The sequence below is a fragment of the Bradyrhizobium sp. SZCCHNS1050 genome (assembly GCF_032484785.1).
In the GTDB taxonomy this organism is placed as follows: Bacteria; Pseudomonadota; Alphaproteobacteria; order Rhizobiales; family Xanthobacteraceae; genus Bradyrhizobium.
Genome location: NZ_JAUETR010000004.1, coordinates 38,739 through 54,422, shown reverse-complemented (window position 1 = coordinate 54,422; position 15,684 = coordinate 38,739). Strand labels below are relative to the sequence as shown.

14 protein-coding genes are annotated in these 15,684 nt (G+C 66.7%); 6 read left to right on the top strand and 8 right to left on the bottom strand.

Annotated features, from left to right (window positions below; translation table 11 throughout):
• The first annotated feature begins 12 nt into the window (after positions 1–12).
• Positions 13–636, top strand: a complete 624-nt coding sequence (locus QX094_RS33790; protein WP_316175185.1) for a glutathione S-transferase family protein — start codon at positions 13–15, stop codon at positions 634–636.
• A 3-nt stretch (positions 637–639) separates the two neighbouring features.
• On the opposite strand, the gene QX094_RS33785 is transcribed toward QX094_RS33790, so the two are convergent.
• The 6 genes from QX094_RS33785 to QX094_RS33760 all read right to left on the bottom strand — a co-directional run bounded on the left by QX094_RS33785 (position 640) and on the right by QX094_RS33760 (position 7,325).
• Positions 640–1,428: an IclR family transcriptional regulator gene (locus QX094_RS33785; protein WP_316165159.1), complete on the bottom strand. Its 789-nt coding sequence runs from the start codon at positions 1,426–1,428 to the stop codon at positions 640–642.
• 31 nt (positions 1,429–1,459) lie between these two features.
• Positions 1,460–2,221, bottom strand: coding sequence for a glucose 1-dehydrogenase (locus tag QX094_RS33780; protein WP_316175187.1), 762 nt, complete (start codon positions 2,219–2,221; stop codon positions 1,460–1,462).
• Positions 2,218–3,951 (bottom strand): FAD-dependent oxidoreductase, encoded by a 1,734-nt coding sequence (locus tag QX094_RS33775; protein ID WP_316175188.1) that lies wholly within the window; start codon positions 3,949–3,951, stop codon positions 2,218–2,220. Before QX094_RS33775 ends, QX094_RS33780 begins: the two co-directional genes overlap by 4 nt.
• A 10-nt stretch (positions 3,952–3,961) precedes the next feature.
• Complete coding sequence (locus QX094_RS33770; protein WP_316165162.1) at positions 3,962–5,173, bottom strand: ABC transporter substrate-binding protein; 1,212 nt, start codon at positions 5,171–5,173, stop codon at positions 3,962–3,964.
• Positions 5,174–5,427: 254 nt separating this feature from the next.
• Positions 5,428–5,646, bottom strand: a complete 219-nt coding sequence (locus QX094_RS33765; protein WP_316175190.1) for a hypothetical protein — start codon at positions 5,644–5,646, stop codon at positions 5,428–5,430.
• Positions 5,647–6,494: 848 nt separating this feature from the next.
• Positions 6,495–7,325, bottom strand: a complete 831-nt coding sequence (locus tag QX094_RS33760) for an alpha/beta hydrolase (protein ID WP_315827213.1) — start codon at positions 7,323–7,325, stop codon at positions 6,495–6,497.
• A gap of 397 nt (positions 7,326–7,722) precedes the next feature.
• Between QX094_RS33760 and parC the strand changes: the two genes are divergently transcribed.
• From parC to QX094_RS33735, 5 genes are all read left to right on the top strand, one after another.
• Positions 7,723–9,975, top strand: coding sequence for a DNA topoisomerase IV subunit A (gene parC / locus QX094_RS33755; RefSeq protein WP_315752929.1), 2,253 nt, complete (start codon positions 7,723–7,725; stop codon positions 9,973–9,975).
• Positions 9,976–10,058: 83 nt separating this feature from the next.
• Positions 10,059–11,021, top strand: a complete 963-nt coding sequence (locus QX094_RS33750; protein WP_315711424.1) for a cation diffusion facilitator family transporter — start codon at positions 10,059–10,061, stop codon at positions 11,019–11,021.
• Between the two features lie 206 nt (positions 11,022–11,227).
• Positions 11,228–11,632: an arsenate reductase (glutaredoxin) gene (gene arsC / locus QX094_RS33745; protein WP_315711425.1), complete on the top strand. Its 405-nt coding sequence runs from the start codon at positions 11,228–11,230 to the stop codon at positions 11,630–11,632.
• A 37-nt stretch (positions 11,633–11,669) separates the two neighbouring features.
• The gene (locus QX094_RS33740; RefSeq protein ID WP_315711426.1) at positions 11,670–12,944 is read left to right on the top strand and encodes an adenylate/guanylate cyclase domain-containing protein; all 1,275 of its coding nucleotides are present in this window, start codon (positions 11,670–11,672) and stop codon (positions 12,942–12,944) included.
• 63 nt (positions 12,945–13,007) lie between these two features.
• Positions 13,008–13,442: a universal stress protein gene (locus QX094_RS33735; protein ID WP_315711427.1), complete on the top strand. Its 435-nt coding sequence runs from the start codon at positions 13,008–13,010 to the stop codon at positions 13,440–13,442.
• On the opposite strand, the gene QX094_RS33730 is transcribed toward QX094_RS33735, so the two are convergent.
• Entirely contained in the window at positions 13,439–14,665 is a 1,227-nt protein-coding gene (locus QX094_RS33730) for an MFS transporter (protein WP_315711428.1), read from the bottom strand. The two genes, QX094_RS33735 and QX094_RS33730, sit on opposite strands and share 4 nt — an antisense overlap.
• A gap of 102 nt (positions 14,666–14,767) precedes the next feature.
• The gene (locus tag QX094_RS33725) at positions 14,768–15,559 is read right to left on the bottom strand and encodes a class I SAM-dependent methyltransferase (RefSeq protein ID WP_316175193.1); all 792 of its coding nucleotides are present in this window, start codon (positions 15,557–15,559) and stop codon (positions 14,768–14,770) included.
• Positions 15,560–15,684: the final 125 nt, after the last annotated feature.

Here is a 15,684-nt window from a genome sequence, read left to right as displayed (position 1 = left end):
TGGAGACCCGTCATGAAGATCTACTGGATCAAGGCCCAGGCGCCGCGCCGCGTGCTCGCGCTGGTCAAGCATCTCGGCGTGCCCGCCGAGTTCATCGACATCAGCCGCGGCCTGAAGACGCCGGAGTTCGCCGCGCTCAACCCGAATATGAAGGCGCCGGTGCTGGTCGACGGCGACACCGTGCTGTGGGAGTCGACCGCCATCATGGCGCACCTCTGCATCCGCGAGAGCTGCGACATGTGGCCGGCGCGCAATCCGCAGGAGCAGATCGAGGTGCTGCGCTGGCTGGCGTGGAACGACTGCCACTGGGCGCCGGCGGTCGGACCGTTCTATTTCGAGCACATCGTCCGCAAGACGTTCGGCCTCGGTGCGCCCGACCGTGCCACGCTGGCCGGCAAGGTCGCCAACCTGAAGACCTTCGCCGCCGTGCTCGATGCGCATCTGCGGGCGCGCGGCCACGTCGCCTGCGACCGGCTCACCATCGCCGATTTCGCGGCCGCCTCGATGGCGACCGACTGGCGCGAGGCCGAGATGCCGATGGAGTCGTTTCCGAACATCGTGCGCTGGCTCGATGGCCTGATGCGGCTGCCGGCGTGGGCCGAGCCGTGGCCGGAGAAACGCTCGGTCGCGGCCTGAGCGTCACGGCTGCGCGATGCCGTGGCCGAGCTGCTTGGAGATCTCGGCCGCACACGCGCGCAGGCGGTTGGCGAGCGGGGACTGCCAACCGGCGTCGAAGGTGCCGGCCGGGCCCATCGCGGTGATGACCAGTGCGACGTGGCCGGCGTGATCGAACACCGGTGCGGCGAAGGCATTGACGCCGGGCAGCGGATCGCCGATGGCGCGCGCCAGGCCCTGTGCGCGCACCTCGGCCAGCATCTCCGCCACTTTCGGGCTCTTCGGCGCGCGCTTCGGATTGTAGCCGACACCGAGATGATCGAGGCCGGTGTCGAGCGCGGCCTTCACGGTCTTCGGCGGCAGGAACGCCGCGAACGCGCGGCCCGTCGCCGTCTCCAGCAGCGCCATGATCGAGCCGACGCGCATCACGATGTGCACCGGATGGCTCGGCTCCTCAAGCCGCACCACGGTTGGGCCATTGGTGCCCCACACCGCGAGCGACACCGCGTGATCGATCGCGCCGGCGAGCGCTGCGATCTTCGGCGTCGCGATCCGGACCGCCGACAGCCGCCGCAGGCTGATCAGGCCGAGCTCGAGCGCCAGCGGGCCGATCTCGTAGCGGCCGGTGGTTTCGTCCTGCTCGATCAAACCGATGCGCGAGAAGCTGACGAGGTAGGGATGGGCCTTGGCCGGCGGCAGCCCGGCCTCGCGCGCGAGGTCGCGCAGCATCATCGGCTCGCCGCTGCGGGCCAGTGCCTGCAGCAAGGTGCCGCCAACCTCGATCGACTGGATGCCGCGGCTCTCTCGTCCCATGTCTTGTTGTGCCCCTGGTCCGGCGCCGTGCCTACACCGCCAGGAAGCCGCCGTCGACCGGCAGCGTGACGCCGTTGACGTAGGACGCCATGTCGGAGACCAGGAACGCCACCGGGCCAGCGAGCTCCTCGGGCTGGCCGACGCGGCCGAGGGGCGTGCGGCTCATGAAGCCGGCGAGCCGCTCGGGATCGTTGCGGGTCGACTCCGTCATCGCGGTGGCGATCACGCCGGGGGCGATGGCATTGACGCGGATGCCGTCCGCGGCGAGCTCGCGCGCCAGCGCCTGGGTCAGCGACTTCACGCCGCCCTTGGACGGCGAATAGCCGAGCGTGTTGCTGATGCCGACGAAGGAGGCGACGGATGCAATGTTGACGATCGTGCCGCGCGTCGCGCGCAAGGCGGCAAGGAAGGCGTAGGTGACGTTGAACACGCCGTTGAGATTGACGTCGAGCACGCGCTGCCAGTTCTGTGGCGCACGCGGCGAGTCGATGTTCTCGCGGATGATGATGCCGGCATTGTTGACGAGGATCGAGATGGCGCCGACCTCGGCGCGCAATTGCGCCGCCAATGCGGTGCATCCGGCGGCGTCGGTGACATCCAGCCGATGCGCCCACGCCTGGCGGCCGTGCTCGCGGATCTCGGCGGCGCAACGTTCGGCACCCTCCAAGTCGATGTCGGTGATGACGACATCGGCGCCGCGGCCGGCGAGGCCGAGCGCAATCGCGCGGCCATTGCCGTGCGCCGCCCCCGTGACCAGCGCAAGCTTGCCGGCCAACATCTGACTGTCGCTCATGCGGCGCTCCTTTGGCCAGCGCGTTCGGCGAGATGCCGGCCGGCAATGTAGCCGAAGGTCAGCGCCGGTCCCAGCGTGATGCCGGCGCCCGGATAGTTGCCGCCCATGATGCTCGCCATGTCGTTGCCGGCGGCATAGAGCCCCTCGATCGGGTGGCCCTGGGCGTCGAGCGCGCGGGCATGCGCATCGGTGCGGATGCCGGCATAGGTGCCGAGATCGCCGATCACCATCTTGATGGCGTAGAATGGCCCGTCCTTGATCGGCGCCACACACGGGTTCGGCCCGTGCAGCGCATCGCCCTGGTAGCGATTGTAGGCGCGCGAGCCCTTGCCGAATGTGGGATCCTGGCCCAGCGCGGCATCGGCGTTGAACGCGGCGACGGTTGCTTCGAGCCCCCGCGGATCGATGCCCGTCGTGCTCGCGAGCTCGGCGAGCGTCGCGCCGCGCTTGAGATAGCCGGTGCTCAGATGATGCCCGAGCGGCATCGGGAACGGCGGCACGCAGCCGAGGCCGTAGCGGCGCAACGAGCGGTGATCGGTGATCAGCCAGGCCGCGATCTCGCGGCCGGGCTTGGCCGCCTTGACCATCGCCTGCACGAAGTCGTGGTAGGAATTGCCTTCATTGGCGAAGCGCACGCCGTCCGCGGTGACCGCGATCACGCCGGGCTTGGCGCGGTCGATGAAGTGCGGCATCACGCCCTTGCTGCCGTCCTTGCGCGTGGTGACGGAGACCGGCACCCAGGCCGCCGCGTGCGGCAGGCCGTCTTCGACCCGGCCGCCGACGGCTTCGGCCAGCCGCAGGCCGTCGCCGGTGTTGCCGACCGGTCCGGGCGACACATGCTCCTGTCCGGTCGGCGCATGCGGAAACATTGCCTTGCGCCTGTCGACATCATGCGGGAAGCCGCCGCAGGCCAGCACCACGCCGAGCCGCGCATTGACCCTGATGCGCTTGCCCTGCCGCGTCACCACGGCGCCGCGCACGGCCTCGCCGTCGCGGATCAGCTCGGCCACCGGCGACGACAGCCACAGGGGAATGCCGAGATCGAACGCGGACTTCGCCAGCCGTCCCGCCAGCGCATTGCCGTTGGTCAGCGTCATGCCGCGGCCATGGCGCAGCACGTCCAGCGCATGCTTCGACAGCCGCTTGGCGACATAGAACGCCGACGCCAGCGACTTGGTCGCGCGCATGAAATGGATGATCTCCTTGCCGGAGCCGAGCATCATGCCGAACACGGTGAGCTCGGGCAGGGGCTGGCCGAGATCCTCGATGTGACGCCCAAGCTCGCGGCCGTCGAACGGCCGCGTCACCATCGAGCGGCCGCCTTGGGTGCCGCCCGGCGCCTCCGCGTGGTAGTCCGGAAAGGTCAGCGGCATGTCGAACTTCAGCGCTGTCTTGCTGGTGAAGAAGTCGACGGCCTCCGGGCCCTTGGTCAGGAACGCGTCGACGCGCGCCGCATCGAAACTGTTGCCGGCCTCATGGCGCAGATAGGTGCGTGCCAGCTCCGGCGGCTCATCGATGCCCCAGGCCTTGGCGAGCGATGTGCCGGGAATCCACAGCCAGCCGCCCGAGCGCGCCGTGGTGCCGCCGAAGCGCGGCTCCTTCTCGGTGACGATGACCTTCAGCCCGGCATGGGCGGCGGTGACCGCCGCCGACAGCCCGGCGCAGCCGGAGCCGACCACCAGCACGTCGCAATCATGGGTGTCGCCGGCCGGGTGATCTGCTCCGCTCATGCGCGCGCTCCTACTTCTTCAGCAGCGGGCACTTGGATTCGGAGACCGGCCGGAACGCATCCTCGCCCTTCACGGTCTTGACGATCTCCAGATAATCCCACGGCTCCTTCGATTCCGACGGCTTCTTGACGCGGGCCAGATACATGTCGCGGATGACGCGGCCGTCCTCGCGCAGCTTGCCGCCGTGAACGAACGTATCCTCGATCGGCAGCTCGCGCATCTTCGCCATCACTGCCTTCGGATCGTCGGTACCGGCCGCCTTGATGGCCTTGAGATAGTGCAGCACGGAGCCATAGACGCCGGTCTGGATCATCGTCGGCATCACCTTGGCGCGGGCGAAGAACTTCTTCGACCAGGCGCGGGTGTTGTCGTCCATGTTCCAGTACGACGCCGTGGTCATGTAGGTGCCTTGCGCGGCCTCGAGCCCGATCGCATGCACGTCGGTGTCGAACATCAACAGGCCGACCAGCTTCTGGCCGCCCTTGACCAGGCCGAACTCGCCGGACTGCTTGATGGCGTTGTCGGTGTCCTGCCCGGCATTGGCGAAGGCGACGACGTCGGCCTTCGAGCTCTGCGCCTGCAAGGCGAAGGAGGAGAAGTCGGCGGTGTTGGTCGGATGCTTGACGCCGCCGAGGATGGTGCCGCCGAGCTCCTTGATGAAGCGCGTGGCGTCCTTCTCCAATTGCTGGCCGAAGGCATAGTCCGCGGTGATGAAGTACCAGGATTTTCCGCCCTGGCTGATCACGGCCGAGGTCGTCACCTTGGACAGCGCATAGGTGTCGTAGGTGAAATGCACGGTGTTCGGGCTGCACAGCTCGTCGGTCAGCGAGCTCGCGCCGGGCCCTGACAGCAGCGCGATCTTGTTGCGCTCCCGCACCATATTGTGCACGGCGATCGCGATACCGGAATTGGGGATGTCGACGACCGCGTCGACCTTGCCGTTGTCGAACCAGTCGCGCACGACCGTCGTTCCGACGTCGGTCTTCATCTGGTGGTCGGCGCTGATGATCTCGATCGGCTTGCCGAGCACGGTGGGGCCGAACTCCTCGACCGCCATTTTCGCCGCCTCGACCGAGCCCGGGCCGCTGTTGTCACGGCCCCAGCTCGAGAGATCGGTGAGCACGCCGATCCGTACGACGTCGTCAGAAACCTGGGCTGAAGCGCCTGTCGCGATGAATGATGTCGTTGCCAGGAACGCGCAGGCGAGCAGCTGCCGTCGCATGAAGATCCTCCCCGTTTTGCTCCGCTCTGTCGGCGGCGATGGGAGTTAGACATTGACGAATGGATTTGTCAATTGCGAACGGGTGGGACGTGGCGCGGGGGCCGGGGGATGGACGCGGAAGGCCGGCGGCGCGTCAGGCGCGACCCCTCATCCTCATGGTGAGGAGCACCGCATGCGGCGCATCTCGAGCCAGGAGGTCCGGAAGTGAGCGCGTTGGGAATGCTCTACGCTTGTAGGAAAGCCTGTGATCCGCTCTACATGCGCGGCATGATCTGCAGTTCGAGCAGCGCGAGCCGCTGCATCGCGGTGACGTCGCGCTCGCCGGCCTTGGCGGCCCGCAGCACGGCTTCTGCAAGCAGGTTCACGTTCGTCGAACTCACCGGCTCAGGCAGCGCGGCGACTGACGCGTTGAGGGCTTCGGTCATCAGCGCGATGACGTCAGGCGTAAAGGACGCATCGGAAAAATTCTTCATGCAAGATGCCCGCCAGCAGGTCGTGCTTCGGTGGATATCGCGTACGCATTACGTTGATGGTGAGGGAACGCGCCTCGGGCGCCATCGGTTCCCGCGGTCGCGCCGAGCCTCAGCCGATCCGGTTTCTGATATGCAGAATGGCGCGATCTCCCATGCGCCAATTGCCCGTCGAGCCAATCTGCCGCAGGGGGCTCGCCTTGTGTCGTCGGGCAAATCAGGACGATGTTTCCCGGCATCCCGCCTCCACAGGAGGGGCGCATCGCGATCGTCACGAGACGTAGGAAGCGGGGAGCGGTGGCCTGTCGGATCGCAGCGCGCATGTGCGCGCGGACGAACGAGTCCAGCAGGACGACGAAATCGCAGCGTCCCGGCGCCCCGATGCTGGCGCCAAGTCCGTGGGTGATGATCCCAGGGGCGACGGTGGCTCACAAGCCGGACACCGGGGAGACTGCGTATAACTCGTAAGCCCATCGCACAGGGAGGGCCGGGTCGTCCGGCTGAACCTGTGGTACCTGCCGCCTGCATTTTTTGAGCAGGCGGGCCACGGGCCTCAGTCGAGGTCCGGCCTTCCCTGTGCCCTCTGTCCGAAGAGGGTAATCGATCTTGATAGCTCGGGCGCGGAGCGCGTCGCGAGAAGGCAGGACGACGTCTCCGACGCGGAAATTGAGATAGTGGATCAATGGTAGCCCCGAACTCGTCGTGCCCGGGCTTGTCCCGGGCATCAACGTCGTTCGGCGTGTGCAGTGCTGCGTGGATGGCCGGGACAAGCCCGGCCATGACGAGCAGGATTTGAGATCTATCGCTTCATCGGCATCGGAATGCGCATTCGGCGAAGTGCAATGATCGAGCTACCCCCTGACGAACGCCAGCAGGTCCGCATTGATCACGTCCGCATGCGTCGTCGCCATGCCGTGCGGGAAGCCCGCATAAGTCTTCAACGTCCCATGCTTCAGCAGCTTGATGCCGAGGCGCGCGGAATCGTCGATCGGAACGATCTGGTCGTCCTCGCCATGCATCAGCAGCACCGGCACGTCGATCGCCTTGAGGTCCTCGGTGAAGTCGGTTTCGGAGAACGCCTTGATGCAATCGTAATGCGCCTTGGCGCCGCCCATCATGCCCTGGCGCCACCAGTTGCGGATCACGCCTTCGGAAACCTTGGCGCCATTGCGATTGAAGCCGTAGAACGGGCCGGTCGGAATATCGAGGAAGAATTGCGCGCGGTTGGCGGCGAGCGCCGCGCGGAAGCCGTCAAACACCTCGATCGGCAGCCCGCCGGGATTGCTCTCCGTCTTCAGCATGATCGGCGGCACCGCGCCGAGCAGGGCAGCCTTGGCGACGCGGCCCTTGCCGTGCTTCGCCACGTAGCGCGCGACCTCGCCGCCACCGGTCGAGTGGCCCACATGGACCGCGTCTCGCAGGTCGAGCTTGGCGGCGAGCGCGGCGACATCGGCCGCATAGGTGTCCATCTCATTGCCGGTCTCCGTCTGGCTGGAGCGACCGTGACCGCGCCGGTCATGCGCGATGACGCGAAAGCCCTTGTCGAGGAAGAACAGCATCTGCGCGTCCCAGTCGTCGGACGACAGCGGCCAGCCGTGGTGGAAGACGATCGGCTGGCCCGAGCCCCAATCCTTGTAGAAGATCTGCGTGCCGTCCGATGTCGTCACGAATCCTGAGCTCATGGAGTGTCTGCCTTTCTCACTGGATGGAATCTGCCGCGTTCAAGGCGCGGCGTGATGGCGCGCCTCGTCGCGTCGGTACGCAACGAAGGATGCCCGCTGCCACCTTAGCGACGGAGCGTGACGATCTCAGCAACACAGACTCGTGTGCGACAGCGTTGCACCTCAACGGGACCCGCGTTGGCTGCTCAATCCGTGAGCGGAGCCACATGCATCTGCGGCGCGTGATCTGCATGATTTGCGGGCTCCTTTGCGGTTCCGCGGCCGGACACCCGGCTTTTTCCTTCTGGAACCGGGCAGGGCCGTCATTGCGCCCCGGCGCGTCATCGCATAAAGCCTGTTCCCAAATCGTTCACGCCAGCTCAAGCTCCTGGGCTAACCCACTGAAAGCTAAACGCTAATGGGAAAATCACTGATTCCGCCGGAGCCGGCGGAGATTCACGAGGTCGCGCTGCGCGAGGCGCTGGAGGAGCGCTATCTCGCCTACGCGCTCTCGACCATCATGCACCGCGCGCTGCCGGACGCGCGCGACGGCCTCAAGCCGGTCCACCGGCGCATCCTTTACGGCATGCGGCTGCTGCGGCTCGATCCCGGTACCGCGTTCAAGAAGTCCGCCAAGATCGTCGGCGACGTGATGGGCTCGTTCCATCCGCATGGCGACCAGGCGATCTACGACGCGATGGTTCGCCTCGCGCAGGACTTTTCCTCGCGCTATCCGCTGGTCGACGGCCAGGGCAATTTCGGCAACATCGACGGCGACAATCCGGCGGCCTATCGCTACACCGAAGCGCGCATGACCGACGTCGCGCGTCTGCTGTTGGACGGCATCGACGAGGACGGCGTCGAGTTCCGGCCGAACTATGACGGCCAGTCGAAGGAGCCGGTGGTGCTGCCCGGCGGCTTCCCGAACCTGCTTGCCAACGGCGCGCAGGGCATCGCGGTGGGCATGGCCACCTCGATCCCGCCGCACAACGCCGCCGAACTGTGCGACGCCGCGCTGCATCTGATCGAGAAGCCCGACGCCAAGTCGCGCGCGCTGTTGCGCTGGGTGAAGGGCCCGGACTTCCCGACCGGCGGCACCGTGATCGACTCCAAGGAATCGATCATCGAGGCCTACACCACCGGCCGCGGCTCGTTCCGTGTCCGCGCCAAGTGGAAGCAGGAGGAGGGCAACCGCGGCACCTGGATCGTCGTCATCACCGAGATTCCCTATCTCGTGCAGAAGTCGCGCCTGGTCGAGAAGATCGCAGAGCTGCTCAACGAGAAGAAGCTGCCGCTGGTCGGCGACGTCCGCGACGAATCCGCCGAGGACGTGCGGCTCGTGATCGAGCCGAAGTCGAAGAACGTCGATCCGGCGCTGATGATGGAATCGCTGTTCCGGCTCACCGATCTCGAGAGCAAGATTCCGCTGAACCTCAACGTGCTGATCAAGGGCAAGATCCCGAAGGTGGTGGGTCTCGCCGAGTGCCTGCGCGAATGGCTCGACCATCTGCGCGACGTGCTGCTGCGACGCTCGAACTACCGCAAGAAGCAGATCGAGAACCGGCTGGAGATTCTCGGCGGCTACCTGATCGCCTACCTCAACATCGACGAGGTGATCCGGATCATCCGCACCGAGGACGAGCCCAAGCCGGTCCTGATGAAGACGTTCAAGCTCACCGAGGTCCAGGCCGAGGCCATCCTCAACATGCGCCTGCGCTCTCTGCGCAAGCTCGAGGAAATGGAGATCCGCACCGAGGACAAGAACCTGCGCGGCGAGCTGAAGGGCATCAATGCGCTGCTCGGATCCGAGCAGCTGCAATGGGCCAAGGTCGGCGAGCAGGTCAAGACGGTGCGCGACATGTTCGGGCCGAAGACGCCGCTCGGCAAGCGCCGCACCAATTTCGCCGACGCGCCCGAGCACGATCTCGCCGCCATCGAGGAGGCCTTCATCGAGCGCGAGCCGGTTACGGTCGTCGTCTCCGACAAGGGCTGGGTGCGCACGCTCAAGGGTCATGTCGCGGACCTGTCGAACCTGCAGTTCAAGACCGACGACCAGCTCGGCCAGGCGTTCTTCGCCGAGAACACCTCGAAGGTGCTGCTGTTCGCCAGCAATGGCAAGTTCTACTCGCTCGACGTCGGCAAGCTGCCCGGTGGCCGCGGCCATGGCGAGCCGATCCGCATGTTCATCGACCTCGACCAGGACGCCTCGATCGTGTCGATGTTCGTCGCCAAGGGCGAGCGCAAGTTCCTCGTGGCGGCCTCCGACGGCCAGGGCTTCGTGGTCAAGGAAGAGGACTGCGTCAGCAACACCCGCAAGGGCAAGCAGGTGCTCAACGTGACCGCGCCAGCGGAAGCGCGCGCGATCACCACCGTCGCGGGCGATCAGGTTGCGGTCATCGGCACCAACCACAAGATGGTGGTGTTCGGGCTCGACCAGGTGCCGGAGATGGCGCGTGGCCGCGGCGTCCGGCTGCAGAAATACACCAGTGCGCAGCTGTCCGACGTCACCACCTTCGAGCAGAAGCAGGGGCTGGCCTGGAAGGATTCCGCCGGCCGCGATCAGGGCCTGAGCTGGAAGGAATTGGCCGACTACCGGGGCAACCGCGCCGACGCCGGCCGCATCGCGCAGGGCCTGCCGAAGTCGAACAAGTTCAACCGGCCGATCGAGTAGCGACGTAATAGTATCCGTCCGGCGGCCGTCTATATCAGACAGCGGGCGATCGCGAGGTGCGCGATCGCCCGGGGACACGTTGGATGGCGCACTCGCATTCTCATCATCACGTCCAGGGCCATTCTCATGATCATGGTCCCCCACATGCCCATGGCCACGCCGGCCACAGCCATGCGCCGGCGAGCTTCGGCGCGGCCTTTGCGATCGGCGTGTCGCTCAATACCGGCTTCGTCATCGCCGAGCTCGTTTTCGGCTACGCCGCGCATTCACTGGCCCTGATCTCGGACGCGGTCCACAATCTGTCCGACGTGATGTCGCTGCTCCTGGCCTGGGGCGCCCTGTGGCTGTCGGGCCGGCGGCCGACCGACCGCCATACCTACGGCTATCGCCGCGCCTCGATCCTGGCGGCGCTGATCAATGCGGGGCTGCTGCTGCTGGTGGTCGGCGGCATCGCCGTCGAGGCGTTCGATCGCCTGCGCAATCCGGGCGAAGTGGCCGGCATCACCGTGCTGTGGGTCGCCGCGCTCGGCATTGCCATCAACGGCGCCACCGCGCTGCTGTTCATGCGCGGCCGCGACACCGACCTCAACATCCGTGGCGCCTACCTGCACATGGCCGCCGACGCCGCGGTGTCGTTCGGCGTGGTCGTCGCGGCACTGGTCACGATCTGGACGGGGTGGCTGTGGGTCGACCCGGCGGTCAGCCTGGTCATCGCGCTCGTGGTGCTGTTGAGCGGCTGGGAGCTCGCCCGCGACAGCGTCAATCTGGCACTCGACGCCGTGCCGCGCGACATCGCGCTGCCGGAGGTGCGCGATTATCTCGCCTCCCTCGACGGCGTCAGCGAGGTGCACGACCTCCATGTCTGGGCGATGAGCACCAACGAGACCGCGCTGACGGCGCATCTGGTCCGGGCAGGCGGAACGGATGATGCGTTCCTGCATCGCGTCTGCGCCGAGCTGTCACATCGCTTCAACATCCAGCATCCGACCCTGCAGATCGAGGCCGATGGCTGCGCCTGCAAGCTCGCTCCTGCCGACGTGGTGTAAGCCGCGATGGGTCAGCTCCTTCCTGCCAGTCTGCACATCGCGCCGGCGATTTCCCTCGACCGGCGGAGTTCCCATTCCGGCCGGCGGCGGCGCCGTGATAACAGTGACCATCTCCCGCATCGCGGCCGCACCATCAGGGACACGATGTCTGGGGTGAGACGCACGGCACGGGAATGTGCCTTCGGAACGCAACGACTGGACAGCCCATGCCCGTGACGATCTTTCACAATCCGGCCTGCGGCACGTCGCGCAACACGCTCGCGATGATCCGCGCCTCGGGCGAGGAGCCTGAGGTGATCGAATATCTGAAGACGCCGCCGAGCCGCGAACAGCTGATTGCGCTGATCAACGCGATGGGCGTCAGGGTGCGCGACGTGCTGCGTGAGAAGGGCACGCCCTATGCCGAGCTTGGGCTGGGCGATCCCAAATGGACCGACGACCAGCTGATCGAGGCGATGCTCGCGCATCCCATCCTGATCAACCGGCCGATCGTGGTGACCAGCAGGGGTGCGCGGCTCTGCCGCCCGTCCGAACTCGTGCTCGACCTGCTCGATCATCCCGTCTCCTCCTTCACCAAGGAGGACGGCGAGGTGGTGAGCCGGCCTGCCTGAAGCCTTCCGGATCGTGACGCGTTGGTGAGTTGAAACCATGGATACGGCGACCCGTCTCGAAGTGGCGAACTGGCTCGTAGGTCAGAGCCTGACCGGCGCGCCGGAAAACGAGATCCTGCGCGGCTTCTGCGAGCGCTGTCGCGCGGCCGGGCTTGAACTGTCGCGCAGCCTTGCGATCATCGATACGCTGCATCCGATTTTCGAGGGGCGTGGCTTCCGCTGGAACGATTTCGACACGAACGAAGCCGACAGCTTTGAATATGGCTCCAGCAATGAGGGAGAGGCGGCCCAGAATTGGCGGCGCTCGGTCTTCCACCACATGCTGGAGAACGGCCATGACGAGTTCAGCATTGACTTCATGAATTGTGCGCATCTCGATTTTCCGATCATCGAGGAGCTTTCCGCACAGGGACATCGGCACTATCTCGCCTTCGTGCACCGGTTCGGGGAAGCCGGCACGCTCGGCCAGATGGACTGCTTCTATTCGAACTGGCTGACGCGGCGTGACGGCGGCTTCACCGACACGCAGGTCGGCGCATTGCGCGACCTGGTCCCGCTGCTCGCGCTGACGATCAAATCCGCGCAGCAGGTCGACATCGTGCGAACCCTTGGCCGCGTCTATCTCGGCCGCGATGCGTCGGAGCAGGTGCTGCGCGGCCGGATTTCCCGCGGTGTCACCGAGCGCATCAATGCGGTGCTGTGGTTCTCCGACCTGCGCAGTTCGACCGCGATCAGTGAGAGCATATCGCCGGACGAGATCATCCCGCTGCTCAACGACTATGCGGAAGCCTCGATCGACGCGATCTACGAGTCCGGCGGCGACGTGTTGAAGCTGATCGGCGACGGCGTGCTGGCGATCTTCACCGGGGGCGACATGGCCTCGGCCCGCCGGGCTGCGCTGCGTGCCGAGCATCGCTTTCGGCTGAACATCCTGAAGCTGAACGCACGGCGCGCCGGCGAGGGACGGCCCGTCACCTCGGCCTATGTCGGGCTGCATGTCGGCGAGGTGTTCTACGGCAATATTGGCAGCGAGGACCGGCTCGACTTCACCGTGGTGGGACCGGCCGTCAACGAGGTCAGCCGCATCGCCTCGATGTGCCGCTCGGTCGATCGCGAACTGTTGGCGTCCGCCGAATTCTGCGAGGGGCTCGACGACGAAAGTCGCCGCTACCTGGTGTCGACCGGCCGCTACGCGCTGCGCGGCATCGGCCGCGCGCAGGATCTCTTCACGCTCGATCCGGAAATTGCCGGCAGCGCCTCGGCCACGCGGGCCTACGAGAACTACTTGGCGGACGAGATGTCGCACCCTTGACCCACGTCAATGCCCAGCCGAAGCGAGTCTGCCCAGCATCCCTCTGCCGGGAGATGAAAGCTCATGTACAAACATATTCTGCTGCCGACCGATGGCTCCGATCTGTCCAAGGCCGCGATCAAGCACGGCATTGCGCTCGCCAAGGCGACCGGCGCAAAGGTCACGGCGCTGGTGGTGTCGACGCCGCTGCATTCGCTGGTCGTCGATCCTCACGCTGCGACCAAGGCGCTCGCGCAATACAAGTCGCTGGTGGCCGATCAGACCGCGAAATATCTCGATCATGTGAAGGACGATGCCGAGCGGGCCGGCGTCGCCTGCGCCACGCTCTGCGTCGAGCACGACAAGCCCTATGAGGCGATCGTCGAGACCGCCCGCAAGCAGCATTGCGATCTGGTGCTGATGGCCTCGCATGGGCTGCGCGGCGTCTCGGCGATCCTGGGCAGCGAGACCTTGAAGGTGCTGACGCATTCGACCGTGCCGATCCTGGTCTATCGCTAGGCGGGCTGCGGCTCCGGTTGCCGCGCGATCGCCACGACCGGCGAGGCGAGGATGACGAGCGCCTGCAGGCCGAAGATGGCGGCGACGAGGTAGAGACACGTGTCGGCGCCGTAGCGGCCGCCGACGACCGCGCCGAGCAGCGAGCCCAGCGGACGGGCGCCGTAGCTCAGGATGTTGATGGCCGACACCCGCCCGAGCAGGCCGGCCGGGGTCACCGACTGCCGCAGCGTCGTGGTCGAGATCACCCAGAGGATCGGCCCGGCGCCGAGCAGGAAGAAGCTGAGCCCGGCAAGGACAGGCGAGGGAACGAACGTGGTCAGTGCCATCACGAGCGCCGCGGCGAAGCCGGTGACGGGGCCGAGCCCGATGACGGTGCCGAACGGCAGAAGCCGCATGATGCGCGTCGCCAGCAGCGCGCCGCACACCATGCCGACGCCGAACATCGACAGCACCGAGCCGACGCCTCCTGCCGACAGGCCGAGCCGGTGGACTGCATAGGGCACGAACACCGCGAGCAGCAGGAAATGGGCCGTGTTGAAGATGAACTGGGTTGCGAACACCGGCCGCAGCAGCGGATGATGCAGCACGAAGGCGGCGCCTTCCCTGATGTCGGCCAGCGGATGGCGGCGCGGCACGGGCGCGCGGGCGGGCTCGGCGATGCCGGCCAGGCAGACGGCTGCGACCAGCGAGAGCGCAGCGGCGCAGCCGAAGGCGGGCGCGCCGCCGATCCAGCCGACCAGCACGCCGCCGAGCGCGGGCCCCGCGGCGAAGGCGACGGTACGGGCAAGCTCGATGCGCGCATTCGCAGGCGCCAACTGGGCGGGGGCGACCAGGCTCGGCACCAGGGCCGGCGCGGCGACGCTGAACACCACCGTGCCGCACACCGCTGCGAATCCAAGCGCCGCCAGCAACGGCAGCGTGAGCGCGCCGGCCGCGAAGGCGATGAGGATCGCGAGCAGCGCCAGCGCGCGAAGCATCTCTGCCAGGGCCATCAGCAGCCGTCGCGACATCCGGTCGGCGAGCAGCCCCGCAGGGATCGCGAACAGCACGAAGGGCGCGGTCAGTGCCGTCTGCAAGAGTCCAGTCTCGCCCTCGCCGACACCGAGCGCGAGCACCGCGACGATCGGCGCTGCGGCGAGCGCGATCTGCTCGGCCGATTGCGCGGTGAGGTTCGACCAGGCGAGGCGGTGGAAGGCGGCGGGCAGGGCGGGCGAGGGAGTCATGAAGAGGAACCTGATGTGATGATGTGGCCATCATCGCCGCTCAGCCTCCCTGCGCCCACCCGCTTCCTGATCTCCGGCATCGGCCGTCGTGCTGCGGACGGCCTACGCCGCGGTCGGTGCCTCGGCCAATCCCCATTCCGGTGGCAGCGTGCGGAACGCCAGATGCGTGCCGGCATTCAGCGGCGCCGTCTTGAAGCCGAACCGGTGCCAGGCCAGCGCCAGCGCATGCTGGGTGTAGATCGAGATGTGGCCGTTGCGCGGCGCGATGTACCACCAGGACATGCCCTGGCTTTCGAAGTCGTCCGGCTGGGTCAACGTCGAGTAGAACACCGCGCCCGGTTCGGCCACGCAGGCCGCCATGGCTCCGATCGTCGCCAGCGGATCAGGCACGTGCTCCAGCGTCTCGAAGCAGGTGACGAGATCGAACTTGCGATCGGGTCGGGTTGCGTGCTCGGCCACCATCGGATCATAGGTGACCGCTTCCGCGAAGCCTTGAGCGCGCAGGCCGGTGCAGAACAAGTCGTTGCCGCCGCCGAAGTCGAGCACCCGCATTCCGGCCTTGTGTGGCGCCCAGAAGCGGGCCACGGCCGCCGCATTGTCGGTCGGCCGCTTGATCCGATAGTCCGGATCCACGGCTTCGTAGCCGTCGTTGTAAATGTGGGTCTTGAACTGCTCAATGCTCCAGTCGTCGAAGGCGTCCGTGAACAGGAAGCCGCAATCCGCGCAGCGCCGGTAGTAGATTGGTACGCCGGCCAGCGGCGGGCGATGGGCATGGGCCGTCTGGCAGGGGCGGTTCATGTCGACCACGCCGTAGAGCGAGGCAGGACCGTCACAGATCTTGCAAGGCACGGGCGCGTTCGTGACCGGTCGGAGCCCGAGTTGGGTAGAGAGCATGGTGGATCCCGTCAGTGGGAAGTGGCGCCCGTCGCCGATGGGGCCGCCTCGAGGAGGCGGGCCGCGAATCGGCAGGGACGAGCTTTCGCAATGATGAAGCGGTATCGGAGGATTTCCAGCATCTC